Origin of the sequence: Cohnella sp. GbtcB17, assembly GCF_019091135.1 — a bacterium.
Lineage (GTDB): Bacteria > Bacillota > Bacilli > Paenibacillales > Paenibacillaceae > Cohnella.
This window is the reverse complement of sequence record NZ_JAGXJW010000019.1, coordinates 40,608-64,437: the sequence shown is the minus strand read 5'-3', so window position 1 is coordinate 64,437 and position 23,830 is coordinate 40,608. Positions and strand designations below refer to the sequence as shown.

18 protein-coding genes are annotated in these 23,830 nt (G+C 60.0%); 8 read left to right on the top strand and 10 right to left on the bottom strand.

All coding sequences use genetic code 11. The features are described from left to right. The 6 genes from KVT38_RS12535 to KVT38_RS12510 all read left to right on the top strand — a co-directional run bounded on the left by KVT38_RS12535 (position 1) and on the right by KVT38_RS12510 (position 7,716). Entirely contained in the window at positions 1–1,788 is a 1,788-nt protein-coding gene (locus tag KVT38_RS12535; protein WP_217594062.1) for a cache domain-containing sensor histidine kinase, read from the top strand. A 2-nt stretch (positions 1,789–1,790) separates the two neighbouring features. After that, positions 1,791–2,774: a substrate-binding domain-containing protein gene (locus KVT38_RS12530; protein WP_217594061.1), complete on the top strand. Its 984-nt coding sequence runs from the start codon at positions 1,791–1,793 to the stop codon at positions 2,772–2,774. A 288-nt stretch (positions 2,775–3,062) separates the two neighbouring features. Then, positions 3,063–4,346: an extracellular solute-binding protein gene (locus tag KVT38_RS12525; protein WP_217594060.1), complete on the top strand. Its 1,284-nt coding sequence runs from the start codon at positions 3,063–3,065 to the stop codon at positions 4,344–4,346. Positions 4,347–4,474: 128 nt separating this feature from the next. Further along, entirely contained in the window at positions 4,475–5,869 is a 1,395-nt protein-coding gene (locus tag KVT38_RS12520) for an ABC transporter substrate-binding protein (RefSeq protein ID WP_217594059.1), read from the top strand. An 83-nt stretch (positions 5,870–5,952) separates the two neighbouring features. Continuing rightward, positions 5,953–6,858, top strand: a complete 906-nt coding sequence (locus tag KVT38_RS12515) for a carbohydrate ABC transporter permease (RefSeq protein ID WP_217594058.1) — start codon at positions 5,953–5,955, stop codon at positions 6,856–6,858. A 12-nt stretch (positions 6,859–6,870) separates the two neighbouring features. Then, on the top strand, positions 6,871–7,716 hold the full coding sequence (locus KVT38_RS12510) for a carbohydrate ABC transporter permease (RefSeq protein WP_217594057.1): 846 nt from the start codon (positions 6,871–6,873) through the stop codon (positions 7,714–7,716). 72 nt (positions 7,717–7,788) lie between these two features. On the opposite strand, the gene KVT38_RS12505 is transcribed toward KVT38_RS12510, so the two are convergent. Then, positions 7,789–9,462 (bottom strand): ABC1 kinase family protein, encoded by a 1,674-nt coding sequence (locus KVT38_RS12505; RefSeq protein WP_217594056.1) that lies wholly within the window; start codon positions 9,460–9,462, stop codon positions 7,789–7,791. Between the two features lie 13 nt (positions 9,463–9,475). Continuing rightward, positions 9,476–9,796 carry a phasin family protein gene (locus KVT38_RS12500; RefSeq protein WP_217594055.1) on the bottom strand — a complete coding sequence of 107 codons (321 nt, stop codon included), beginning with the start codon at positions 9,794–9,796 and terminating at the stop codon, positions 9,476–9,478. A 209-nt stretch (positions 9,797–10,005) separates the two neighbouring features. On the opposite strand from KVT38_RS12500, the gene yhbH reads away from it, so the two are divergent. After that, positions 10,006–11,151, top strand: a complete 1,146-nt coding sequence (gene yhbH / locus KVT38_RS12495) for a sporulation protein YhbH (RefSeq protein WP_217594054.1) — start codon at positions 10,006–10,008, stop codon at positions 11,149–11,151. Between the two features lie 81 nt (positions 11,152–11,232). Further along, positions 11,233–11,412, top strand: a complete 180-nt coding sequence (locus tag KVT38_RS12490) for a hypothetical protein (protein ID WP_217594053.1) — start codon at positions 11,233–11,235, stop codon at positions 11,410–11,412. Between the two features lie 15 nt (positions 11,413–11,427). On the opposite strand, the gene KVT38_RS12485 is transcribed toward KVT38_RS12490, so the two are convergent. From KVT38_RS12485 to KVT38_RS12450, 8 genes are all read right to left on the bottom strand, one after another. Further along, positions 11,428–12,039, bottom strand: coding sequence for a hypothetical protein (locus KVT38_RS12485; protein WP_217594052.1), 612 nt, complete (start codon positions 12,037–12,039; stop codon positions 11,428–11,430). A 219-nt stretch (positions 12,040–12,258) separates the two neighbouring features. Further along, positions 12,259–15,150, bottom strand: a complete 2,892-nt coding sequence (locus tag KVT38_RS12480; RefSeq protein ID WP_217594051.1) for a DUF5107 domain-containing protein — start codon at positions 15,148–15,150, stop codon at positions 12,259–12,261. Next, on the bottom strand, positions 15,128–17,065 hold the full coding sequence (locus KVT38_RS34735) for a DUF5696 domain-containing protein (RefSeq protein WP_217594050.1): 1,938 nt from the start codon (positions 17,063–17,065) through the stop codon (positions 15,128–15,130). Before KVT38_RS34735 ends, KVT38_RS12480 begins: the two co-directional genes overlap by 23 nt. Before the next feature lie 47 nt (positions 17,066–17,112). Then, complete coding sequence (locus KVT38_RS12470) at positions 17,113–17,889, bottom strand: hypothetical protein (protein WP_217594049.1); 777 nt, start codon at positions 17,887–17,889, stop codon at positions 17,113–17,115. Positions 17,890–17,971: 82 nt separating this feature from the next. After that, positions 17,972–19,969 carry a carbohydrate binding domain-containing protein gene (locus KVT38_RS12465; protein WP_217594048.1) on the bottom strand — a complete coding sequence of 666 codons (1,998 nt, stop codon included), beginning with the start codon at positions 19,967–19,969 and terminating at the stop codon, positions 17,972–17,974. A gap of 214 nt (positions 19,970–20,183) precedes the next feature. Then, positions 20,184–21,074, bottom strand: a complete 891-nt coding sequence (locus KVT38_RS12460) for a carbohydrate ABC transporter permease (RefSeq protein ID WP_217594047.1) — start codon at positions 21,072–21,074, stop codon at positions 20,184–20,186. Between the two features lie 15 nt (positions 21,075–21,089). Next, positions 21,090–21,992 carry an ABC transporter permease gene (locus KVT38_RS12455; protein WP_368859088.1) on the bottom strand — a complete coding sequence of 301 codons (903 nt, stop codon included), beginning with the start codon at positions 21,990–21,992 and terminating at the stop codon, positions 21,090–21,092. Between the two features lie 70 nt (positions 21,993–22,062). Further along, on the bottom strand, positions 22,063–23,784 hold the full coding sequence (locus KVT38_RS12450; RefSeq protein WP_217594046.1) for an extracellular solute-binding protein: 1,722 nt from the start codon (positions 23,782–23,784) through the stop codon (positions 22,063–22,065). Between the last annotated feature and the right edge of the window lie 46 nt (positions 23,785–23,830).

The window sequence follows — 23,830 nt, the reverse complement described above, 5'->3', positions numbered from 1 at the left end:
ATGCTTCGAAACCGCAGGCCCTTTGTGCCGTTTTTTCCGCTCAAGAGCATCCAGTCCAGCATCGCCGTCGCCTTCTCGTGCCTGATTCTGTTGACGATCGCCGCGACGACCTTCTTCAGCTACCGGTTATCCGCCGGCGCCGTCCGGCAAAACGCCGAGATCTACATCGAGGAGGTCATCAAGCAGGTCAACACGACCATTCAATCGTACGTCGACAATATGGAAAATATCTCTCTGCTCGCGCTGACGAACAAGGATGTCAAATACTATATTTCCAGCAACAGCTTTATCACCGACGAAGAACGCAGGCCGTACGAAAAACGAATCTCGGATCTGTTCCAGTCCATCTTGTATACGCGCAAGGACATCGCCTCTATCATGGTGTTCGGCTACAACGGACGGTACGTGAGCGATCGCCGCATCACGACGCTGAACCCGAACGCGCCGCTCCGGGAGCAATCCTGGTATATCGGCGCCCGGCAAGCCGGGGGCAAGTCCGTCATCTCCGCGCCGCATGTGCAAAACATCATCAAGGACGAATACCGCTGGGTCGTATCGCTCTCGCGCGAGCTGAAAAATACGGATGGGATTACTGCGGACGGCATTTTCCTCGTCGATCTGAACCTGAGCGTCGTGAGCGATCTGCTCCGGCAGATCGATATCGGCAAAAAGGGCTACGTGTTCATCGTCGACCGCGAAGGCGACATCGTTTACCATCCGCAGCAGCAGCTCATTTACAGCAGCCTGCGGACGGAGCGCATCGCCGACGTTCTCCGCGCGCCCAGCGGCACCTCATTCGCGGTAGACGACGAGGACGGCAAGCGCTTCTACTCGGTGCAGGACACGAACTTCGGCTGGAAAATCGTCGGGGTCGCCTATGCGGACGATCTGATCGGATACAAGGAGACGCTCCGCAATACGCTGCTCATCTCCCTGATCGGCATCGCGGTCGCGCTTCTGCTCTCGCTGGCGCTCTCCCACCGGCTGTCCCGCCCGATCCGCAACCTGCAGCGAAGCATGCGGCTGTTGGAAAAAGGAAATTTCGAGGTCAAGGCGCCCGTCCGGCAGATGGACGAGATCGGCCAGCTCAGCCGAACCTTCAACATGATGGTCGGCCAGATCAAAAACTTGATGTCCGAGGCCATCTCCACGCAGGAAAACAAGCGCAAAAGCGAGCTGGCTCTGCTGCAGTCGCAGATCAATCCGCACTTTCTGTACAACACGCTGGATTCGATCGTCTGGATGGCCGAGCAGAAGCAGCACGAAAAGGTCGTGCTCATGACATCCGCGCTCGCCCGCCTGTTCCGCGCGAGCATCGCCAAAGACCGGGAGCTCGTGACGATCGGCGTGGAGCTGGAGCATATTCGCAGCTACATGCTGATCCAGAAAATGCGCTATGCGGACCAGCTCGAATACCGGATCGAATTCGATGAGGCGATTCTGAAGTACCGGACGCTCAAAATTTTGCTCCAGCCGTTCGTGGAAAACGCCATCTATCACGGCATCCGCCATCTGCCCGAAAAAGGAACGATCGTCGTCACCGGCAAGGAGCAGGACGACGCGATCGTCTTCGAGATTGAGGACGACGGCGTCGGCATGACCGCCGAGGCACTCGAGAAAATCTGGCAGCCCAGGCCGGTCGAGGACGGCTTCGCCAAAGGGATCGGCGTCGGCAACGCGCATGAGCGCATTCGTCTGTTCTTCGGCCCTTCGTACGGGGTCTCCATCCGAAGCGAGCCGTACGAAGGCACGCGCGTCACGATCAAAATACCGAAGGTGGAAAACTAGCGATGCACAACCACAAATTCGCCTGGGCATCGATCCTGCTGCTGGCTGCAGCCGCGCTCTGCGCAGGCTTGTACATCAAGCTGTACGCTTCCGCCGGGAGCGACGGCCGCTCCGTCTCCGTCGTGCTCAAGTCTAGCAGCGTGCGCTCGAACTTCTGGCAGGCCGTCAGCGCGGGCGCTGCCGCGGCTGCCAAGGAAGCGGGCGCGGCGATCGATATCCAGGGCCCGCTCGAGGAGACGGATGCGGATACGCAGGTCCGCCTGCTGCAGGACGCGCTGGCGACACGTCCCTCCTCTGTCGTCGTCGCCCCGGTCGACGACCCGCGCGTCTCCAAGGCGGTGCTGGCGATCCGCGACGCGGGCATCCGGGTCGTCGTCATCGACATGCCGCTGCAGTCGGGGAAGGCGCCGGTGTCCGTGCTGAACGATCACCGCGAAGCCGGCAGGCAGGCCGGCCAGACCGCAGCCGAACTGACGGGCGGACGGCCGAACGTCGCGATCGTGAGCGACTTCGAGCGCTCCCGCGTATCCGGCGAGCGCAAGGCCGGCGTCGAGGAGGCGGTCGGTGCGTATCCCGGCGGCACGACGCAGATTTATTATTGCGAGGACTCGGAGGACAAGGCATATGATATTATGCGAGCCGTGCTCGACATGCCGGAGCCGCCGAACGTCGTGGTCGCGTTAAACGAGACGGCGGCCCTCGGCGCGGCCCGAGCGATCGGCGAGGCCGGAGAGCAGCGGATCAAGCTGATCGGCTTCGACAGCTCGATCTACGAGATCCGGCTGCTCGAGGACGGCGTCATGAGCGCGTTGATCGTGCAAAAGCCGTTCAATATGGGCTACCTGGGCGTGAAGGCGGCGCTGAAGCGCGCGGAGCTGCGAGGCGCGCGCCGGGTCTCGTATACGGATTCGATCGTCGTGACCAAGTCGAATATGTACGCGCCGGAAAATCAAAAGCTGCTGTTCCCTTTCGACGGCGGCAGCTAGCGAACGCATCGTTGACGGGGGGCGGTGTAGCCTGAGATAGCCGGACATATCCGTCATCTCCGCTTGGGGGAGGGGGACATATCGGCTTGCGATAACCGACTCTTTCAGTAAACTACGCGTAGGCGAGATCGATCCGGTTTGCGATAGCCGAGAATTTCGGTCGTGGACTGGACCGATCTCCGGTTGGCCACGCTGCCGGCGTTAACGGAACTTTTTGCCGCTATGGCCACCTGCCGCCGCTCTTCACCGAGCCGATTAGTACACTTGAACCGAAAGGAAGCTACCGATATGCCCAGCCCGCATCGCGCGGCGACCGTTGGATTGATCGCCGCCGCCTGCCTCGCGCTCCCGCTCGGCGCCTGCGCCAAGCGGGAGCCTGCGCCCGCCTCGCCGGCGGAGCCCAGGCAATCGCTCATCCGGTTCGTCGCCGCGGAATACAGCACGGAGACGAAGGCCCACCTCGAAAAGCTCGTCCACGAGTTCGAGCTCAAAAATCCGGACATCATCGTCGAGCTGCAAGTCGCCAATTGGAACGTGCTGGACGGCATTTACACCGCGATGATCAGCCGCAACCAGCCGCCCGACTTGCTCAATACGAATGTCTACGCGCACTTTTCCAAAGCCGGCATCCTGAACGATCTAAACGAGATCGTCTCGCCGGAGCTGCTGTCCAAGTTTTATCCGAATCTGTCCGCTATGGACAGGCTGGAAGGCAAGCAGTACGCGATCCCCTACGTCGCTTCGGTCCGCAACTTGTACTACAACAAAAAGCTGTTCGCCGCCTCCGGCATCAAGCAGCCCCCGGTCACCTGGTCCGAGCTCGAAGCGAGCGCACGCAAGCTCGTCTCCGCCGGGAAGTCCCGCGGCTTCGGCGTCGACCTGACGGACGACGAGGTGCAGGCCTATCTTTCCTACTTTTTTTTCGGAGCGGGAGGCGACTGGATCAAGGACGGGCGCTGGGCCGTCAACTCGCCGGCCAACGTCGAGGCGCTGACCTTCCTCAAGCGGCTGTACGACGAAGGGCTGACCGACGAGGAGCCGACCGTGACGACGCGGGACGAGAAGCAACGCATCATGGGCGACGGCAAGCTCGGCATGATGATCTCCGGCAACTATTTCTCGTCCGTCGTGCCGCGCGAATTTCCCGGCTTCGAGTGGGGTTCTGGACCGATCCCGGTGAAGGACGGCCAGGCGCCCGTCTCGTTCGGCGTGCAGGACGTGCTTGTCTCGTTCAAGACGGACCATACGGACCCGGTCGCCCTGTCCAAGTTCCTCGACTTCCTGTACGACGACGCGAACTATGCGGACATGGTCGTGCGCGAAGGCTTCATTCCGGTCACGTCGACGGTCGGCGATACGCTCTCGGCCGCCGATCCTTCGATGAAGCGCGATATCGCCTCCCTGGCGTCCGCCAAGTTCTATCCGATTCAGGAGCCCGCCTGGCAGGCCGTCCTGGACAAGACGCGCAAAATGGGCGATGCGGTGCTGTACGACCATCTCTCGCCCAAAGCCGCGCTGGACCAGCTGCAATCGTTCGCGATCACCCGCAGCGCAGCCTACGCCGCCGAATAATACAATCGTAAGATCCTCTAGATTTCCCGGAATATATTCGATAGAGCCCCGACGCCCTCCCCGGTATGATGATTGCAGGCGCCAAGTTAAGCGACCGTATCATCCATATCCGGGGAGGGTTTTGCTGCATGGGAACGACTTTGAACAGAAAGATGGCGGCCGTAGGCCTGGCCGCCGCGATGGCGGTGCTGCCGCTCGCGGGCTGCGGCTCGAACGACAAGGACAACGGCGCGGGGAACGCATCCTCGGCCGCGCCAAACGCTTCGGCAAGCGCATCGGCCGCTCCAAGCACTTCCGCCGACGCTAGCGGCGAAGCCGCGCCGGCGAAGCTGACCGGCGACTTCGAGATCCAATACTTCGTCGGCGGCTACGGCGACAAATGGTGGAAGAAGGTCATCGCCGACTTCAAGGCGGCCAATCCCGACCTGAACGTCATCGAGAGCGGCGGCCCGAAGATCAACGAGCAGAACAAGCCACGCTGGATCGGCGGCAATCCGCCCGACTTCGTCTACATCGACGGCGCGGGCCTGAACGACCGCCAGATGGTCGAGGACGGCCAGGTCGAAGATCTGACCGAATGGTTCAAGACGGCGAAAAACGTGGACGGCACGCTCATCAAGGACATTCTCGCGCAGCAGCCGCAGCAGTACGACGGCAAAATTTACAACATCCCGCTCGTCCTGAACTCCTGGGGCATCTTCTGGGACAAGGCGCTGTTCAAGGAAAAGGGCTGGACCGAGCCGACCGACTACGATTCGTTCATCGCGACCGCTGATACGATCAAGGCCGCCGGCGTCACACCTTTTATTCATACCGGCAAATACCCCTACTACATCCAGGACGCCTTCCTCTTCCCCGCGATCGTGTCGGCGAACAACGACGACTATTCGATCCTGCAGGACATGGCGGATTCGAAGGTCGATGCATTCAAGAGCCCGGCCGTCATGGACGGCTTGAACAAGATCGTCGAGCTGCGCGACAAGGGCTTCATCGACAAAGCGTCCATTCAAATCAATCATACCGATTCCCAAATGTCGTTCCTACAGCACAAGGACGCGTTCATTCCTAATGGCCTCTGGCTGCCCAACGAGATGAGCAAGGACATTCCGTCCGGATTTGACTTCGGGTTCATCCCTTCGGTCACGCAGAAGGCCGGCGGTAAAGTCGTCGCCAACACGTCCACCGCATCGGTCGCTATCGCGAGCAAGGCGAAAAACAAGGAAGCGGCCAAGGCGTTCCTGTCCTTCATCTTCTCCGAAGCGCAAGCTTCGCAGTGGGCCGAGCTGAGCGGCGCGCCGTCCAACATCAAGGGCGACATCTCCAGCTCCAGCGCGCCGAACTTCGTCAAGGACGCGGCCAAGTTCCTGACCGATCCGAACACGGTCGTCATCCCGATGATCACATTTAACGCGGACGTCGAGAAAGTCATGTGGGACGCGACCGACGCGCTCTCGATCGGCAAGATCACGCCGGACGAATGGGTAAAGCGCGTGACCGACGCCGCCGCCAAGGTCAGCAAATAAAAATAACATCCATGCATTAGGCTCAAGGAGGCCCGGCAGCCGGGTCTCCTTCGGCTCATGGATAGGAAAGGACGGGGGCCCACTTGAAGACATCCGGTACCGCCAAATGGCAGCGCGGCTTGTTCATCGCCAGCTTTACGATTCCGACGCTTGCCTTTTTCTGCGTCTTTACCATCTACCCGGTCATCAAAGCCTTATACTACTCGCTCTTCGACTGGTCCGGCATGTCGGATCATATGGACTTTATCGGCCTGCAAAATTTCAAGGACATGCTGCACGACCCGATCGTCTGGCAGGCGCTCGGCAACGATTACTTCCTCGTGGCCGGCAAGATCGTCGGCATCATGCTGCTCGCGACGTTTTTCGCGGTAGCGCTCACCCGATTCGGCTTCCGCATGTCCGGCTTTTTCCGCTCGATCTACTTTATCCCGAACGTCATCTCCGTGGTCGTCATCGGCGTCCTCTGGAACTTCATATACAATCCGCAGATCGGCTTCCTGAACGCCTTCCTCTCCCTCTTCACGAAGGAACCGGTCGCGATTACATGGCTCGGCTTCACCTCGCATACGATCTGGATGCTGCTGCCGCCGTCGATCTGGGCGGGAATCGGCTTCTACATGATCCTGCTCATCGCGGCGATCCAGAACGTGCCGGACTCCCTGTACGAGGCCGCCGAACTGGAGGGCGCGAACCAATGGCATCAATTTTGCCATATCACGCTGCCGCTCGTCTGGGAACAAATGAAGGTGTCGATCATCAATATCATGATGACGACGTTGAACGGCTCCTTCGTCATCGTCTGGATCATGACCGAGGGCGGCCCGGACAATACGACGCAGGTCATGGGTTCGTATTTGTACCAAATGGCGTTCCGGCAATACCACTTCGGCTTCGGCGCCGCGATCGGCGTGCTCATCCTGGTCACGTCGCTGATCACGACCGTCGCCTTACAGCGGCTGCTGCACCGGGAAACGATCGAGATGAGTTAGGGGGATACGACGATGAAACTGGGACTTCGCAACCCGGCCGCCAAAACGATATTTTACGCGATTCTGCTCGTATGGAGCCTCGCGGTGCTGTACCCGCTGGCATGGACGCTGCTGGACGCCTTGAAAAACAACGCCCAGTTTCTGGCCAATGCGCCTTGGGCGCTGCCGAAGCTGCCGCTGCTCTGGTCCAACTTCTCGTATGTATGGGATAAATACAATTTCGATGCGTACTTCGTCAATTCGCTCGTCATCACCGCCGGATCGACCGCGCTCGGGCTCTTGCTCTCGGCCTCCACGGCGTACGTCCTCGCCCGCTATTCCTTTAAGGGCAGCGGCCTACTCTACCTGTTCTATATCGCTTCGATGATGGTGCCGTTCGTGCTGGCGCTCATCCCGCTGTTTTTCCTGCTGAATTCGCTCCACCTGATCAACACGTGGTTCGGTCTTATCCTCGTATACGCCTCGAGCGTGCTCGCCTTCGGCGTGTTCGTGCTCGTCGGATTTTTCAAATCGCTGCCCAAGGAGCTCGAGGAGTCGGCGGTTATCGACGGGGCCTCGTACTACGGCACTTTTTTCAGGATCATGCTTCCCCTTTCGCAGCCCGGGCTCGTCACCGTCGCCATCATCAACGTCCTGAACATCTGGAACGAATACGTCGTGGGCACGGTGCTGATCAACGATCCGAAGCAATACACGCTCCCCGTCGAGATCGGCGTCCTGCAGGCCGAGATGCAATACCGCACCGAATGGGGCCCGCTGTTTGCCGCGCTGCTAATCACGATTATACCGGTGCTCGTCGTCTACATTTTGTTCCAGCGCAAGATCGCGAGCGGCATTACGGCCGGCGCGGTCAAATAAGCGAATGACAGACAGCCTCGGAGGCGTCCTGCCATGTCGCAGGATGGTCCCCGAGGCTGTGACTTGTCCAAGCTAAAATCTGCCGGAACGAATAATTGCGTAAATGAGCCAGCCGAACATGAGCGCGGCGATGACGAAACCCGTCTCGATGATGGGAAATCGCCAGATCGACGTCTCGGCATGTCCAAGCGCGGCGCCGATGATGAGCCCCGCCATAATAATGCTGAGCGCCAGCAGCACGATGCTGAACGACAGCCGGTTGCTGATCCGGTTCAGCTTGCGCGTCATCGCGTCGAGGTTCCCGATCTCGACCTCTGCGCGAACCCTGCCTTTGTGGACGAGCGACGCCCATTGCCGCAGGCCCGCCGGCACGTCGCGGATCAGCTCCACGAACTCCGGCGCTTCTTCGATCCACGCTTTGGCGATCCGCGTCGGATTCAGCTGCTCGCGAAGCAGCCTCTTGCCGAACGGCTCGGCCACGTCGAAGATGCTGAAGCCGGGTTCGAGCGCGGACACGACGCCTTCCATCGTGAGCAGCGACTTGCCGAGCAGCGTGAGCTCGGTCGGCACGCGAATCTGATGCCGGAACGCGACGGCGAACAGATCCTGCACGGCTTCGCCCATCGAGATTTGATTAAACGGGACCTTGTAGTATTTCTCCCGCATCTCGTCTATATCGGCGTACAGAAGCTCCTCGTCCGCGGACTCGGGAATGACGCCCATATTGCCGATCGCCCGGACGACGCCTTTTGTGCTCTGGTTTTTGAGCGCGATCACGAAGGCGGCGAAGTTGCGCTTGGCAGTCGGCGTCAGCCGTCCGACCATGCCGAAGTCGAGCAGCGCGAGACGGCCGTCCGGGAGTGCGAGCACGTTGCCCGGATGCGGATCGCCGTGAAAAAAGCCCTCAACGAGCGCCTGCTCGAAAATAGACTCGGCGTAGCGTTCGGCGAGCAGGCGTCGAGGCAGCCCCGCGGCGTCCAGTTGCACCCGGTCCGACAGCTTGATCCCTTCTATGTAATCCATCGTCAGGACCCGCCTCGAGCAGAAGTCCCAATGAATATTCGGCACTTCGACATGCGCCCACTTCTCGCTCATGCGGGCGAACCGCTCTCCATTGCGCGCTTCGGCGCCGTAGTCCAGCTCGGTCCGCAGCGCCCTCGCAAGCTCCTCGACCATATCCCGCAGCCGATATTGCCGCGCCCATTCGAGACGGTGCTCCGCGAGCCGGGTCAGATCCGCCAGAATCTCGAGATCCGTCTCCATCTGCGCCGAGATGCCCGGCCGCTGCACCTTCACCGCGACCTGCGTCCCGTCCGGCAGCGAAGCGCGGTACACTTGTCCGATCGAAGCGGCCGCGATCGGCGTCTCGTCGAATTCGGCGAACAGCGTGCCGACAGGGGCGCCCAGCTCCCGCTCGATAATGCGCGCCGCCTCCGCGAACGCAAAAGGCGGCACTTGATCCTGCAGTTGCTCGAGCTCCTTCAGAATCGGCACCGGGATCAGATCGGGACGCGTGCTGGCGAGCTGCCCGAGCTTCACGAAGGTCGGGCCGAGGTCCTCGAGCATATGGCGAAGCCGGACGCCGATGCTTTTGGCCTTGATATCCTTGCGCTCGGCCACGCGGAAGATCGCCAGCTTGTCGACGAGTCCGAGCTCGTCGGACACATAGCCGAAGCCGTTGCGCGCGAGCGCCGCTGCGATCGTCCGGTAACGCCGAAGCTGCCTTATTCTTTTTCCGGCGCTCATAGGGACACCGCGCTCACATCTGTTCCGGACGCGTCTCGAACTGGCGCATCTTCTCCTCAAGCGCCTCCAGCCTGAGCTGGATCGCGGTCAGCTCCTCGCGAGTGACGAACCGGCCGTCGCCGCGGAAGGCGCTTGCCTTCTCCTGCGCCATCGACTCGATCTTGCTCCTCGCCTCCGCGCCTTTGCGCAGCAGCTCGTCGACCAGCCCTTTGGACTCCTCGCGGCCGACCTCGCCTTTTTTCACCAGCTCGTCTACCGTCTTCTCGATCTGCTCCTTGCTCGCGACGACGACGCCCAATCCCAGCGAGATCATTTTATCGATCGTATCCTTCACCCGTCTCATCGCTCCTTTTCGTTTATCATCATTTTCATGATGATTCAAAACATTCTTTTTCATCCCTTTACCCTATTGTATGCGCGTCAGAATCGGAAAATCAAACCGCTCGCGCGGACGTTGCTCCAATTCGCACACATCGTATGGCCGAAGCCGAATATATTAAATGCATACCGGAGCAAAAAGGCTGAAAAGGGGTGCGAAAAATCGTGAACAAGCCGTCCTTTATTTTGTCGCGAGAAGATTGGTCGCTTCACCGCAAAGGCTACCAGGATCAGTCGCGCCACCAGAAAAAAGTGCGCGAGGCGCTCAAGCAGAACCTGCCCGACCTGCTGTCCGAAGAAAACATCGTCATGTCGAACGGCAAGCAAATCATCAAAATCCCGATCCGCAGCATGGACGAATACCATATCGTGTACAACCATAATAAGAAGAAACACGTCGGCCAGGGGGACGGCGACAGCCAGGTCGGCGACGTGCTCGGCACCGATCCGGCGCCGAAAGGCGGCAAAGGCGAAGGGGCGGGAAGCGAGCCCGGCGAGGATGTCGTGGAAGCCGAGATCTCGATCGCGGAGCTCGAAAACATGCTGTTCGAGGAGCTGGAGCTGCCCTATCTCAAGCGCAAAGACAAGGAAATCATCGAGTCGACCGAGATCCGGTTCACGGACGTGCGGCGCAAGGGCATCATGTCCAACATCGACAAGAAGCGGACGATCCTCGAAAACCTGAGGCGCAATTCCCGCGACGGACGTGCCGAGATCGCCGGCATCTCGCCGGACGACCTCCGGTTCAAGACGTGGGAGGAGATCGTGAAGCCGCAGAACAACGCCGTCATCATCGCGATGATGGATACGTCGGGATCGATGGGCACCTTCGAAAAGTACTGCGCACGTTCGTTCTTCTTCTGGATGACCCGCTTCCTGAGGCGGCAGTACGAGAAGGTCGAGATCGTCTTCATCGCGCACCATACCGAAGCGAAGGAAGTGACCGAGGAAGAGTTTTTCACACGCGGAGAGAGCGGCGGCACGATCTGCTCGTCCGCCTACCTGAAGGCGCTCGAGATTCTCGACAGCCGGTATCCGACGTCGAGCTACAACATTTATCCGTTCCACTTCTCCGACGGCGACAACCTGACGAGCGACAACGAGCGCTGCGTGCGTCTGATAAAGGAGCTGCTCGGCCGCGCCAACATTTTCGGCTATGGCGAAGTCAATCAATACAATCGCTCGAGCACGCTGATGTCGGCCTACAAGCATCTGGATCATCAGCAGTTCCTTTATTACGTCATCCGCGAGAAGGCCGAAGTGTACAATGCGCTGAAGACGTTTTTCAAGAAGCGGGAAGCTGTCGTATAAACGGGAAAAGCGATCGCACCCGAGCCGGGGCGGTCGCTTCTTCGTCGTACACTTGAACTCATATTAAAGGAGATGAGCCCCATGATCGCCTGGAGCCGAATCATTCGCAGCTTAACAGTCGGGATCGTCGTCGCCGCGCTCGCAATCGGTCTTCTGCCCTTCCTGTTCGCCGATCTGATCGGCGACCTGTACAGATTGGCAGAACCCGAATCGAGCCCTCTTTACGCGTTAATCAACAAGTTCATTCGTTGGGGAAAGTAGCCGGCTAGTCGATAATTATTTTTTAGAATCCAGCGCTTTTACATCTGCGACCGCTTCTTTGAGCATTTTATCCGATTCTTCTTTGGTGACTCCGATCTTTGAAAGAAGGATAACCCTATTACTAGAAATAGTCGTGGCTGCTTCGGTAGCCCTTTGGATTTGCACCCTCGCGTTGGACAAGTCCTTCGTAGCATTTGAATCCAAATATTTAATGATGCTTTTAGCGGCAGTCTGATCTGCTAATGCAAAAGTTTGAAAGGTAGAAAGATACGTTCTCTCATCCTCTGTCTTTGCGTAGTTAAAACTAATAGAGGCTTTAGCAAACCAGCCTTCTAAATCTTTACAATAATCGTAAAAGTCCAATTTGGATATTTTGCCTTCGGAGTAAGCACTCATATTTTTCATAAAGGAGTTATGCGTCTCGTACATCGTTAAATAATCCTTCCAAGCTTGTTCGTCAAACTCCAGCCCTTGTTTCTTCAATTCTTCAGCGCTTACCTCAGCTTTGCCCGCATTCTGACCTGTACTTGTCGGATCAGAATTTCGGGATACGTTTACAATAACCCCAACTAATATCACAAACAAAATCAAAACCAGGCACCCAAGACCTCTTCTTCTCTTTTTCAACAAAAATCGCCCTCCATGTAATATTTTCTACATATTACCACAAAAATCATGTTTTATGCGTTTATTTTTAGTTCTAGGGACATAGGTAACGTCCCGGCCGGCGCCCTCGAGAAAATAGGATAGGTTGCGAAAATCAAAAGGACGAAGCAGAGGAATTTCCTGCATCGCCCTTTTGATTTTCCGATCGCGGCTCATTTCTTGGTCGCTGCTCTATTGAAGCTACGGCCGAATTCGACGCAGCTCCGCAAGACACTGCAGGCTGTATTGCCTGCTTCGTTCGGTCTTTGGAATTTCCTCGCGCTCCAGTTCCCGATAGCCGTCCAGCCAATAGTTAGCCGCTTCCTCCGTTCGACCGAGCGCGGCACTCACTTGCCCCCGTACGCAGTTCACCTCGGAGCGAGACAGGTAGACCGGCTCGCCGTAAACCAGATTGTCCGGATAGCGGTCGATCCGGTCCGCCCAATCCGCGGCGGCGGCGATATCGCCGTTCGCCATCGCCTTGCGGACCAGCGACAGCACGGTGTCGCGGTAGCAGGGTCCGCTGATTTCCTCGCCCTCCCAGTTTTCGAACGGCTCGGTCCGAAGCAACTCCAGCGCGCGCTCCTCCTGTCCGGCTTCCCGCAGCATGTCGACCATTCGCACGACGACAAGCGTCCGGTTGCCCGCCCGCTCCATATACGGCAGCAGCGCCAGCCGCGCCGCAAGATCTCCCCGTTGCTTGTAAATATCGTCGAGCAGGCAGAGCGTTCCCTCGTTTTTACCGCCGTTGACGGCCACATCCTCCAGAAGTACGTCAGCTGCGCCCGACAGGTCGCCCTGCGCAGCCAGCCGGACGTAGCCGAGGCTCCGCAGCAGCGCCGTATGGCGCAAGCCTTTCCGGTAGGCGGCCAGCAGCAGGTCCGCTCCGCGCTCCCGATCGCCCGTGGCATAGTAGGCTGTGCCGAGCAAATAATCGGCAGCGCCGACGGTGTCAAGCGGACGCACTCGCTCGAGCGCCCGCAGCAGCGGCCGCTCCTTCAAAAATACGCGATCGAGGCTGCCCGTGCGCAGCGCCTCCAGCAGCAAGGCAGAGTCGCCGGCGCCCGCCAGGCGCAGCAGCCCTTCTGCGAGCCGCGTCTTCATGCCCGGCCGCCGCACAAGCTTCAGCAGCGACGCCGCGTCCGCCGTCAGCCCCAGCTCTGCGTAGATAAGGGCGACCGGAAGCAGGGACGCCTCCTCGCCCCGCGTCAGCTCGAGCAGGGCTTCCTTCGCGGCATCGGAGCCGTCCGCTAGATAGCATTCCGCCAGTCCTTGCGCATCGTCCGGCAGGCTCATCCGCTGCGCGCCAGCCGGCGCGGCTCCCGTGTCGGTCAATACCCGGCGGCGCGCGATCGCGGCAAGGAGGCGTCCGTCGGCATTCCCCTCCGGCAGCAGCGCGCAGGCCGCCATCGCGTCAGAGAACCTTCCTGCCGCGATGTCCATTCCGGCGAGCTCGATCAATGCTGCGTCGAAGCACTCCGCGTCGGCGCCGATATCGGCGAACAGCCGCTCCGCTATGCGCGTATGGCCGCGTTCCCGCTCCGTCACGGCCAAGTAGTAGCGGGCCCAGCCGTTGCGGTTGTTATCGCGCAGCAGCCGCTCGAAGCAGTCCGCCGCCCGCTCGTAGCGGAAGCTTTTCAAATACAGCAGACCGAGCCGCAGCAGCGACTCCTGGCAGTCCGGACGGATCGCCAGCTGTTCGCCGTACAGCGCGATCGCGTCCGCCGTCAGCCCGAGCGACTCGCTCCACTGCGCCCGCTTCAGCACGCTCGCCGATTCGTCCTGCAGCACCGTTACGCGCGCGTCCTCGTACAGGTCGTGATCCGGATATTCCGCGTCGCATGCCGGATCGCCGTCGATGTCGAGCAGCAGTCGCTGCCCGCAAGTGAGAAGCAGCCTAAGGCCGCCGTCCGGATCGGACCAATCGCCCGGTACCTTAACGATCGTCGGACGCTCCGCGGACAAATCTACGGCAAATTCCTGCGCCGCGCTCCCGCGGCCTACGACGAGCAGACAGCCGGGCAGCGCTTCGGTTGCCGACAGGACGATCGTTGCCTCCCCCTGCCCCGGACTCCAGCGAATCGCTACGGCCTCCGACGCTTGATGGAAGCCTCCCGTTCCGAAAACGGGATACCAGTATTCGGTCCATTGGAGCCGGCCGTGCGGCTTCAGATACTTATAAACGTTCTGGCTTTCGTACGGGCCGCTCTGCACCTCGATATATTGATCGTCGTTCTCGGTCAGCGCCCGGTTCCACGCCTTGGCCTTGTCGTCGTTGCCCCAGACAAAAAACTTGGCTCCCTTCAGCTTGCGGCGGTCGGCGACGTGGACGAGTCCGGCGTCTTTGTTGCCGTTATAGGCGCCGAAGCTGTCGCCGGTCATGCCTTTGCCGAACGTCTCGTAGGCGTAAGGGATCTGCTGCGGCAGCCGGCAGTCGATCTCCTTGTAGTACGGCCATTTGGCGTACCGGTCGTCCAGATTGACGCACCAGTCGAACGGGTAGGCGAGCCGGATGCTGTCGTCGTAAGCGACGGCCGTATTCGTCCAGAAATAATACTTGTGCTCCATCGCGGTCGGATTGCGCAGCGTCACCCGCTGCTCGAGACGAGCCTGCCCCGGGTGCAGCCGCAGCTCGACCTGCCAATGCATAAAGGACATTTGCTCGATGCCCCCGATCAGCACCGACGCGCTGCCGTCCTCGTTGCCCCGGGTCTGACAGTCGACGCGCGACATCGTCGTCGGCGAATGGCTGATCGGGAAATTGAACTCCATGCCCCCGGCGAACCAGGCGCCGCGCGTGCCGATCATCCGCGGCCGGATGACGGGATTGCGATACAGCGCTTCTTCGCCGCTGCGCTTGTCGAGCATGCTGTACAGCCGTCCGCCCAGCTCGGGCAGAACGATCAGGTGCAAATAATCGTTTTCGAGATGAACGGCCTCGTACAGCACTTCTTCCTTCTCGCGTTGCATCGCGTTTTGCATCGGATACGGATACGGATCGAGCCGCTTGTCCAAAATCGGGTTGATGTCTTCTTCGAGCAGCCGGTACGTGGGAATCGCCAGCTCTGACCTATAGACGCGGACTGCGGACATCGGCCGTCTCCTCTCCGTACCGGACGGCGTATTCCTTCGTATCCAGGTCGATCTCGACGACCGTGCCGTCGGCGTAGACGGCACGCTGCCTGCGGACATTGCCGTCGATAAAGCTGTGTCCCGTCATCTCCAGGCAGCCGACCCGGCTGTGCAGCTCGGACATTTGACGGGCCAGCGCAATCTCCGCGTTGGTAGGCTCGATATTCAGGCACGGCAGTCCGGCGTTCAGCAGGCCGTGCAGAAACCCCCAGTCCTCCGGCGGAATGCCCCACTCCCCTTCGCCCGGGAACCAGGGCAAAAACACCGCGTCGTGATACACGAGCGAAAACAGCGGAACCGGTATGCCGACGACGGGTCCTTTGCCCGGATTCGGATTGCGCGCGTACGGACCGTGATGAACGAGATCGAGCGCCGGAAGCGCCCAGTCGACCGGCTCTTCGGAGCTGGCGATCATGCCGCGCGAGCGTATGGAATGGAAGCACGACAGGCGGTGCTCCATGCACGACTTGCGGGTCATCGGATGAGCCGGATGATAATCCTCCTCCAGCGCGATGACGGCGAAGACGTCCAGGTACGCCCCATCCGGCAGGACGCCCTCCGTCTCGAGCTGCTCGTAATTGCGTTCGACGTACCCTTTGGCCAGACTCGCGCTCAGAAAATGATGGGCGCCGCCGGGCCATATCGTGCACAGCTCGTTGTTGCCGTCGCGATCCATCACCGCCTGCTCCGCTCCGTAGCTCGGCGCGTCGTGGTAGAAATCGCGGTATTGATCGTGCAGCGCCAGCAAATAACCGAGCTCCTCGCACCGCTGCCGCAACAGCCGCATCCCCTCCCAGCCGCCGTTGACCGGGCTCGGCGGCAGCACGTCGGGATGCAAATTGTCGTAGCCGCGCTGGCCCCATCCGTCCAGATGGACGTAAACGGGTCCGTCGTAAACGTCTTTGAGCTTAGCCAGCTGCTCGGCCCGAAGCGCGAACGAATGCCGCTCGTCGTTTTTCTCGGGATGGTCCGGATCGTAATAGTCCGATTCCGGCACGGCGTAGAAGTGAATGAGCGTATTGACGACCGCCGCTCCGAGCAGCCGGCCGACGCGCGGATTTTCGGCGATTTTCTCCGCCATCGAACGGAATCGGCCGATCGATTTGACGTAGGACCGGTAGACTTTCGCCATATCGACATAGTCCATTTTCGAACCGAACCGGTACCTCACGCTGCGGTTGTCGTCGTATCGGCCAAGCGAGGGCAGCCAGCGGACGCCGAAATGCGAATGCAATCGCGGCGCATGGTCGAAGCGGCCCTTGGCGTCCCAGAACGTATCGACGATCGCCGTGTACCCGTGCTCTCCGTCGGTCTGACCCCACCAGGGCATATAGGCGTCGCGGCCATGGAGAAAGCCGTCCTCATAGCGGACGATCTCCGCTTCCCAGTCGGCCGGAACGAGAAAGCCCTGCATCATCGGCACGGCCGTATAAAGCCCCGGCGCTTCTCCGCCGAACCCGAACGGAGCGGGCCAGGCGATATGCACGATGTCTCCCGCATCGCGTTCCAGCGGGTGCAGCTCGCACACAAGCTCGCCCGTATGCGTGTACAGCAGCACGGACAGCCGAACGGACAAATGCTGCTGCGCGGCGCCGATCGCGCCGTCCGCATCGGGGAAGCCCGACAGCGTCGCATAGACGCCTTCGTAGTAGCCCGAGCGTCGAATCTCGAATGTCTTCACGGCGGCGTCGGCCAGCCGGACGAGCCGCTCTCCCGCCTCCGTCCGAAGCAGGATATGATCTTCGCCCCGGACGGTCGTCCATCTCCGGCCGGTGGTCGTATCGGTCAGCGTCAGGACAAGCATATTCGTATCGATCTCAAGCTGCCGGTCCGCCGCCCGGACGATCCAGGCGCTTCCATTTTCGTGTATAGTCACGGTTTCGGTTCTCCTTTAAACGCTGCTTTTCATTTGTTTCTCGCTATTCAATAGCCGAGCTTGCTATAAACGTTCTCGTCGATCTCGATCTTGGCGGCCGCAGCCGCCTGATCAGTCCATTGCTGAAAACGGGAAGACCAGTAATCGCTTCGCACGACGTCCCTGATTCGTTCAAAGGACAAATCGGCCGAGCTGTCGCTTCGGTAGCGCGTGTCCTTGACGGAATCGTAATAGGCCAGCAGGGTGTCGTCGTCGGCCGGCCACAGCCGTGGTCCCATGACCTCGATCAGCCGGTTGCTCAGGTTCGACATCGAATAATCGTAATAGTCCGCAACATTGTACTTGATCGGACCGTATACGATGCCTCCCGTCGCGACAAGCCGCTCCCGCCTTGCATTTTCCTTTTCCAGCCGCTTCAGAAAAGAAGCATACGAATCGCTGTCCAGCAAGCCGTAAGACACCGCCGCCCGCTGCTGCACCTTGATTCGCGTCAGCCGCGCAAGCGCCCGCCGTTTGGCCGTATCGAGCGGCTTCGAGCCGTCCAGCACCGTCGTCCAGAACGCCGCACCGCCATCGGCTTCGATGCCGTAGCGTTCGCCGTATTCGGCGATCGTCGGCGCACGCTCGTTCTCCAGCAGCAGCAAATACTCCGCCGCCTCGACCTGTTCGCCATCGATGCGAAGCGGAATCGCCGCCTTCGCCCCGTCTTTGGCTGACAGGACGATCGCAACGGCCGCCACGCACAACACAGCCAGCACAACCAGCGCGATCGTCGGCCGGACCAACCGTCCGCCGGACCTTCTTTTGCCGGAAATCGTCTTCAAGACCTCGCCCCTCCCGCCGCCGGAGCGGGCAGGGAAAGGAGCGCCGCTCCTTCCCCCTTGTGCCGCCCGGTCCGGTCGGCCGTTAGTTTTTGGTCAGCTCGATATCGTCGATCAGCGCATAGTCGGCGCCGCTCACATAGTTGACGTACACCTTGACGGAAGTCGTGGAAGGTCCGGTCGTAAAGGTCGTAATCGCCGGCTTCCAGACAGCGATGCCGATCTCGTAATAGCCGTTCAGCGAGGGATTGGCGGCATCCTGAAGGCCGATCCACACCTGACCGGGAAACAGGCCCGTGCCCGTCGGCTTCGCCCAGCCTTTGAGCGTGTACGTCGTGTTCGGCTGGACCGTCACCGTCTGCTCGAGATAAGCGCCGGGATAGATCTTGGCGGCGTAGGCACCGGCCCGGACGTCGCCGCTGGCGACGGAAGCGGGGCTCGAGCCTGCGCTCACGGTCGTCCAGCCGCTCAGGCTGCCGGTCTCAAAGCCAGGATTGACCGTCAGGTTGGGCGGCGTCACGCCCGCGCCGTTGTACGCTCCGATATTCGGCGCCGCGGAGGAAGAGACCGCGTTGCCCCAATAATCCGCTCCGCCGTTGCCGGCCACGAGCTTGCCGGCGCCAAGGGCGGGAGAGCCCGTCTTCAGCTTGTAGCCGTCCAACGTATCCATGCCGTCGCGGCCGCTGCCGGGACTGACGAACTTTGGATCGGCCGTTATTTTGTTCGCGTCCGCCGGTTCGTTGGAAGGATGATAGCCGTAAAAAAGGTTGTGCTCGAACGTATTGGTCGATCCGTTCATCAAGTAGCTGACCTCGCCGAGGTTGTAAAAAATGTTGTTCGTCCAGTAGGCGCTGGCCCCGGAGGAACCGACGGCGATCAAATAAGGTGCCGTATCGGGATGGACGAAGACGGTGTTGTTGTAAATTTTCGTATTTTCGGAGTCCGCGCAGAAGCCGAATATTTGCGTATTGTCGTTCTGGCTGACGTTGTAGCGAATGACGCTGTCGCGCACAAAGCCGGCCGCCGGGTCCTTGCAGACGAGCACGAAGCCGCCGTCGTTGTCGTGGCTGTAGTTGTACTGAACGACCGTGCCGGTCTGCCCGTGGTCGATGTCGAAGGCCATGCCGTCCATCGGCGTATTGCCGTTGTACACCTCATTGTGCTGCATGACCGCATGATCGCTGGCCCACGTCCATATGCCGGCATTGAAGGTGCCCGAGCGGACGTTGAAGCCGTCCACCACGTTGTATTCGATGAGCGCCCCGTCCGTCACATGAGGCGTGATGCCGTCGCCGCCCGTATCGCTGACGAAATTGTTGCGGATGACGACATGGGTGAGCGGCACCCAGGCCGGTCCGGAATACCCGATGCCGGCGCTGTACCGCCAGCTGGAAAATGTCGCGATGCCGGTACGGTCCACGGACGAGACCCGATTGTTCTCGATGACGACATCGTCGAACGACGTCTCCGTCGTCGTGCCCTTCACCTCGACGAGAATGCCCGCGCTGCCGCCCGCATCCTTCGTATTGTCGCCCTTCACCCGATGCACGTACAAATTGCGCAGATGAATCGCGTGCAGCGTGCCGGCATCTTCACCGACGACGTAGACGCCTCTGCGATTGGAAGCCGTCGCGCTGTCGTTCGTCACTTCCAGATCGCCGATGTCCCAATATTGCTGGTTGTACAAATAAACCGCATTCGCCGCGCCTGCGCCATTAATGAGCGGCGCGCGCCCGCTGCCGTATTTGCCGATTGTGATCGGATTCGCGGCATCGCCCGAGCCTTTCGGCCAGAGCGTGCCCGTCCATACGCCGCCGGCCTTGAACAGAATGGCGTCGCCGGGATCGAACGTCTTCGCGTTCACCTTGGTCAGTGTCTTCCACGCCGTCGCCGGCGACAAGCCGTTGCCGCTGTCGCTGCCGGCGGCGGAATCGACGTAATAGACGGTGCCGGCGAACGAAAGCGCTTTGGCCTTGGGCGGCGCCTTGGCGTCGGCGGGAGCGGCATGGCCGATTGGAAGCGCCAGCGCCAGCAGCAGGAAAATCGTGGTCAGAAGTCGCCATGGGGAAGTGCGGATACTCATTATAGTCCTCCTCAGGGGATCGGCCGTCATGCGGCGCGATCTTTATTTTGCAAAAAAGCCGCCGCCCCGCCTCTTCTTTCGCCTCCTCGTACGGCATTCTGGACGGCTAGCTTTCCTACAAGCGAACCTTTTCTCCGCCGAAGCGCTGACTCACCCGGACCGAACGGCTGTCGCGTGCCATGTTCGGCCCGGCGCCCCTCCATGCGCTTCGTCGCTATTCCTTGACGCTTCCGAGTACGATGCCTTTTATGAAAAACCGTTGTAAAAACGGATATACGAGCAGGATGGGGAATGCCGCTACGACGATTTGGGCGGAATGAACGGTTCTGTCGGAGATGAGCGCCATCGCCGCCGCGTCCTGAATGGATGAGAACTGCGCATCCTTGGCGATGACAATCGTCTGCAGCAGCGTCTGCAGCGGATAATTGTCCTTGGCGTTCATATAAATGAGGCCGTCAAACCAGTTGTTCCAGTGTGCCACCATCGTGAACAGCGTCGTCGTGGCGAGCGCCGGCAGCGACAGCGGCAAATAGATCCGCAGCAGCACTTTAAAATGGCCGGCGCCGTCCAGCTTCGCCGATTCCTCCAGCCCGCGCGGCAGCCCACGGAAAAAATTGAGCAGCAGCAGCACGTTGAACACCGGCACGGCGCCGGGAATAACCAACGCCCAGATCGTGTCGAGCAGATGCGTATCCTTGACCGTCATATAAAGCGGAATGAGTCCGCCGCCGAAAAACAGAACGAACGCAAAATACCAGGCATACAGCGTCCTGCCGGCAAATTCGCGCGGCTCGCGCGACAGCGGATAAGCGGCCAGTCCGGTCAGTACGAAGCCGACCGCCGTCGCCAGCGCGACCCGCTGCGCGGAGATCCAGGCCGCCTCGAGAAACTGCCGCTGGCGGAAGACGAAGCGGTAAGACGACAGCGTCGCCTCCTCGGGCCACAGCACGACGCTGCCGGATGCCGCCGCGTGCGAGGAGCTGAACGAGACGGCGACCACATGGACGAGAGGGAACAGACAGAGCAACGACGAGACGAGCAGGATCGCATAGAGGATGCCGCCCGACCAGCCGCCTTTCCATTTCCGAGCTGCTAACAGGAGCATTCACCCCGCTTTCGTTCAAAATAGCCGGTAATTGGCGAACCGATAGGCCAGACCGTACGAGATGACGATAAAAAACATGGACACGAGCGACTTGAACAGGCCGACCGCCGTCGCGACGCTGTATTGCGCCTGCTCGAGGCCGATCCGGTACACCAGCGTATCGATGACGTCGCCGCTTTCGTAGACGAGCGCATTGTACAAATTAAAAATTTGCTCGAAGCCCGCATTCAGCACGTTGCCGAGACTGAGCGCGGCCATCAGGACGATGATCGGGGCCATCCCGGGGAGCGATACGTAGATCGTTCGCTTCCAGCGGCTCGCCCCGTCGATCTCGGCGGCCTCGTACAGCGCCGGGTTGATCGAAGTCAGCGCGGCCAGATAGATGATGGTCGCATACCCGAATTCCTTCCAGACGTCGGAGGTGACGAGCACGAACGGAAACCAGCGGTTGTCGGTCAGAAAAAACACCGGCTGCAGGCCGATCCCGGCGATCGCCTTGTTGACGATGCCTTCGGACGGCGACAAAATGTCGATCAAAATGCCCGACAGAATGACCCAGGATAAAAAATGGGGCAAATAAACGAGCGTCTGGAATGTTCGCTTGACCGCGGCGACCCGCACCTCGTTCAGCATGAGAGCGAAGGCGATCGGCACGAGCAGCCCGGCGACGATTTTCATCGACGCGATGTAGACGGTGTTGAACAGCACGCGGCCCATGTCGGGCATGCTGAAGATGTACCGGAAATTATCCAGCCCCACCCATGGCGAAGCGAACACGCCCTTGGCCGGATTAAATTTCTGAAATGCCATAAACAGGGCGCCGGCGATCGGCACGTAGCTGTATACGAACAGGAGCGCGACGGCCGGCCAGATCATGAGATGAAGCGGCCATTGATTTTTCCATCTCGAAGCTTTCACCACATTACCTCCCGCTGCCGTTCGGGGAACGCGCCTTCGCCCGCCCCCGACGACAGACTTGCCGCTATTGTTAATGCGCCTGCAGCCAATCGTTCACTTCCTGCGTAATCTGCGCGCCGCCCAGCGTCTTCCATTGCTCGACGTACTTGTCGAATTCGTCGACAGACGCGCCGTTCGTGACGATCTTCGTGAACACTTCCATCTCCTTCGCCTGCAGCGTCGCCCAGCGATCCGCCATCGTGGCGGTCGGCGGTCCCGAGTAGGCGTTGGTCAAATAGCGTCCCTCTTGAGAATACTGATACAGCAAAGGCTGCGAGCCGCCTTCCTTGAAGGCCATATAGGCGCCGTATTGATTGGCGTCTCCGGCCTCGAACTTCATCACGTTTTCGTAGTTGATTTTGTTCTCGTTGTTCAGCATGGAAGGATCCTTCGCCTTGATCGCCTTGGGCATCATCTCGCCGGAATAGAGTTGCGCGCCGATGTTGTAGACGAGCACCGGATTTAACGTATAATACGCCTGCGGCTTGTCCTTCAGCGACCCCTGCGAATACTTGGCGACGTCCTCCGCCGGGTCGTTGCGCGTCAGCGCCGTCACCCAGCGGTTCAGCAGCTTGAACACCGCCTCCGGATGCTTCGCCTTTTTGGAAATGACGTAGTAGCCGGTGACGCCGAGATCGACGGGCTGCAAGGCGGGCTTGTCGTCGATCGACGGAACGGCGTAAATGCCCCAATCCTGCACGACCTTGCCGTCCTTGACCGCGCCGCCCTGCAGCGGCCAGCTGGGCATCCAGAACGGACCGTACACCATGCCCGCTTTGTCGGAGACGAGCAGCTCCGCGCTCTTGCTGCTGTCCTTGACCATGAACTCCTTGTCCAGCTCGCCGGCCTTGAACATGTCCTGAAGCTGCTTCAGCGCCGTCTTCACTTCCGGCTGGATGCCGCCGTATTCCACCTGACCCGAGGCGGTTTTGATCCATTTGCCGGGATAGGCATGATAGCTGCTGAAGTAGCCGATCAGTCCGGAATCGCTGGCCAGTATTTCTTTTTGCAGCGACAGGCCGATCGTGTCCGCCTTGCCGTTGCCGTCGGGGTCCATCGTCGCGAACGCATGGGAGATATTCAGGACGTCCTGCATCGTTTTCGGCGCCTGCAGGTTCAGCTTTTTCAACCAATCGTTGCGGATGTACAAAATTTGCGCGGGGACGTATGGCGCGTCCGTGCGCGGGATGGCCATCAGCTTGCCGTCCGCTTTGGCTGAATCGAGCTGCGCCCCGCCGTCCGCCGTCAAAAACTTTTTCGTCTCGGGGGTTGCGTACTTCTCGTACAGCTCGGTCAAATCCATCACCATGTCGGACTTGACCAGCTGGTCCAGATCGGCCCGCTGCACGTACATAAAGTCGGGCAAATCGTTGGAGGCGATCGTGATCTTCACCTTGGCGTCGTACTGGCTGGTGTCGACCGCCCATTTGTTTTTGACTCGAATGCCCAGCTCCTGCTCGTAGTTGTCGTAGACGCTGTTCTTGTCGATGCTCTCGCCCGGATTCCAGACGACCGTCGGATTGACCGAAGCGCCTGTCGATATTTCGATCGGCGGATCGTACTTGGCCATGATGTCCTCCGGCTGTGCATCGGGACTTGGGTCACCGCCCGTCTGGCTCGGAGACTGAGACGCGCCTGCCGACGCTTCCCCCTGCCCTTCGTTTTTGTTCCCGCCGCCGTCGCTGCATGCCGCCGTCGTCCCGAGCGCCACGATCAGCAGCGCGGCGAGCCACGTTCTTTTTGCTTTTGTCAACCTTTTTCGCCCCTTCCGAATAAGTTGAGCTGCTTTACGATTTCAT

Excerpts from the sequence above, each read along its gene's own strand:
- KVT38_RS12535 (WP_217594062.1), top strand. The coding sequence starts at position 1 with ATGCTTCGAAACCGCAGGCCCTTTGTGCCGTTTTTTCCGCTCAAGAGC.
- KVT38_RS12525 (WP_217594060.1), top strand. The coding sequence starts at position 3,063 with ATGCCCAGCCCGCATCGCGCGGCGACCGTTGGATTGATCGCCGCCGCC.
- KVT38_RS12460 (WP_217594047.1), bottom strand. The coding sequence starts at position 21,074 with ATGCTCCTGTTAGCAGCTCGGAAATGGAAAGGCGGCTGGTCGGGCGGC.
- KVT38_RS12480 (WP_217594051.1), bottom strand. The coding sequence starts at position 15,150 with ATGTCCGCAGTCCGCGTCTATAGGTCAGAGCTGGCGATTCCCACGTAC.
- KVT38_RS12530 (WP_217594061.1), top strand. The coding sequence starts at position 1,791 with ATGCACAACCACAAATTCGCCTGGGCATCGATCCTGCTGCTGGCTGCA.
- KVT38_RS12465 (WP_217594048.1), bottom strand. The coding sequence starts at position 19,969 with ATGAGTATCCGCACTTCCCCATGGCGACTTCTGACCACGATTTTCCTG.
- KVT38_RS12490 (WP_217594053.1), top strand. The coding sequence starts at position 11,233 with ATGATCGCCTGGAGCCGAATCATTCGCAGCTTAACAGTCGGGATCGTC.
- KVT38_RS12505 (WP_217594056.1), bottom strand. The coding sequence starts at position 9,462 with ATGAGCGCCGGAAAAAGAATAAGGCAGCTTCGGCGTTACCGGACGATC.
- KVT38_RS12510 (WP_217594057.1), top strand. The coding sequence starts at position 6,871 with ATGAAACTGGGACTTCGCAACCCGGCCGCCAAAACGATATTTTACGCG.
- KVT38_RS12520 (WP_217594059.1), top strand. The coding sequence starts at position 4,475 with ATGGGAACGACTTTGAACAGAAAGATGGCGGCCGTAGGCCTGGCCGCC.